This window comes from Wolbachia endosymbiont of Cylisticus convexus (assembly GCF_003344345.1).
Genome location: NZ_QPIP01000199.1, coordinates 1 through 2,111 on the forward strand (window position 1 = coordinate 1; position 2,111 = coordinate 2,111).

A 2,111-nucleotide genomic window follows, 5' to 3' on the forward strand; every position below is an offset into this window, starting at 1 on the left:
CACCTACGACAATGTTGCCAACAATTTAAAACTTGAAAAAAGTATTTCCAGAAAACTTTTATGTCCAAAAGTAAGAGCTCCATTTATTTATGACGCTAATGACGAACTAATTATCAGCTTTAATGTAGTGGATTAATAATGAGCATATTATTTAAATGGAATGTTATGAACAGTAAAGAAAGATTTGCCATACGAGTTAGTTATGAACCTGATAGGTTGGCAGAGGTATATTTATTAGACGCCTACACAAAATTAATGCCAGTGCTAAAGTATTCAGTAAATGCAAATAAAAAAGAACTTCAAGGAGGATCAAATGTTAACAGTAAGCTTATATGCAAGAGTTTCTTCAGAAAAACAAGTACAAGAGAATACGATTGCAAGTCAACTTTCAGCTTTAGAAAATAAAATTAAAGCAGATGGGCATGAATTGCTAGATGAACATAAATTCGTTGATAATGGCTATAGTGGATCTAATTTAGTTCGTCCTGCCTTAGAAAAATTACGTAATAAAGTAGCAGAAGGTAAAATTGACATAATCTATATTCATTCTCCTGATCGTTTATCGCGTAAATATGCATATCAGATGGTTTTACTTGAAGAATTACAGAAAGCAAAAGTAGAAGTAATTTTTTTAAATAATCAGATTAATGATAGTCCAGAAGCTCATTTATTGTTACAAATGCAAGGTATGATAGCAGAATATGAACACACAAAGATTACTGAAAGATGTCGTCGAGGAAAAATTTATGCAGCTAAAAAAGGTAGTGTAAATGTAATGTGTAGAGCTCCTTACGGCTACCGTTATATAAATAAACAGATGGAAGGAGGGCAAGCTCGGTTTGAAGTTCATGAAGAAGAAGCGGAAGTGGTTCGTAAGCTATTTTCTTGGATAGGCAGAGAAAGAATGAGTGCTGGAGAAGTATGTCGCCAGCTAAATACCATGTCTATCATGTCAGCGAAGGGAAAATGCTGGAATAAAGGCACGCTTTGTGGTACACTAAAAAATCCTGTCTATAAAGGACAAGCAGCTTTTGGTAAAACAAAGGTAGGTGCAAAGCTGCCGCAAATAAGACCATACAAACATTCCTGTGAACAACCTAAAAAGAATAGTTCTACCTATCGTGTTGAAAGGGAACATTGGATTTACATTCCAGTACCTAAAATAGTTGATGAAGATTTGTTTGATATAGTTCAAAAGCAATTAGCTGAGAACGCAAAAAGGCAAAGAGCAAGACAAATAGGAACAACTAATCTATTGCAAGGCTTATTGGTATGCAAGCGTTGCCAGTATTCTTATTATGCTAAAAGATATGGCAAGTCTCAAAAAAAATGTTATCGTTGTATTGGCGCAGATGCTTACCGTTTTGCTGGTAATAAGATTTGTAATAGTAAAACAATTCGTGCTTCTACATTAGAGACAGCTGTGTGGGAAGAAGTTAAAAGCCTATTAAAAAATCCAAACAGAATTTTAAAGGAATATCAGCGTAGGCTTTCAGAACTTCAAAAATCACCATGTGATCAAATAACTGATTCACTTAAAAAACAAGATGATAAGCTGAAACAAGGCATTTCAAGACTTATTGATAGCTATACTCAAGGGTATATTAGCAAAGAAGAATTTGAACCACGAATTAAAGCAGCAAAACAGAGCTTAAAAATAGTTGAAGAGGAAAAGAAAAAAATATTCAATCGGGGAATGTTCAAAAAAGTGTGTCAAGCCGCATTTTTAGTTCAACTCAATTTTCAACCTATCTGGAAAGAAAATATCAAGTTGAGACATAGTTAAAGCCCAATTAGGGAGAGCCATAATCCACTTTTGCTCTACCTTTTTTATAGCACAATATACCTGTTTGTACAAGGCATTTGTACTAGTAAATGAACCCTTAGTTTTAGTAAATTTCCTGATTTGTCTATGCAACCCCTCAATTGGATTAGTGGTGTAAATCAGCTTCCTAACTGGCCCAGAATACTTAAAATAACTGGATAAGTTTTCCCAATTGTTCTGCCAGGATTTTATAACTAAAGGATACTTTTCTCCCCATTTTCCTTCCAGCTCAAGCAGATAATTCTCAGCAATTTCTTTACTTGAAGCACGATATATTTTTTTCAGA

Annotated in this window: 2 protein-coding genes; one reads left to right on the forward strand and one right to left on the reverse strand. The window is 34.1% G+C overall.

The features are described 5' to 3' along the window. Positions 1–280 precede the first annotated feature (280 nt). Entirely contained in the window at positions 281–1,786 is a 1,506-nt protein-coding gene (locus tag Wcon_RS10345) for a recombinase family protein (RefSeq protein ID WP_114517977.1), read from the forward strand. Here Wcon_RS10345 and Wcon_RS10350 read toward each other — a convergent pair. Next, positions 1,727–2,111, reverse strand: a 385-nt coding sequence (locus tag Wcon_RS10350; protein ID WP_147269194.1) for a transposase, incomplete at its 5' end; no start/stop codon positions are given. The genes Wcon_RS10345 and Wcon_RS10350 overlap by 60 nt on opposite strands.

Excerpts from the sequence above, each read along its gene's own strand:
- Wcon_RS10345 (WP_114517977.1), top strand. The coding sequence starts at position 281 with ATGCAAATAAAAAAGAACTTCAAGGAGGATCAAATGTTAACAGTAAGC.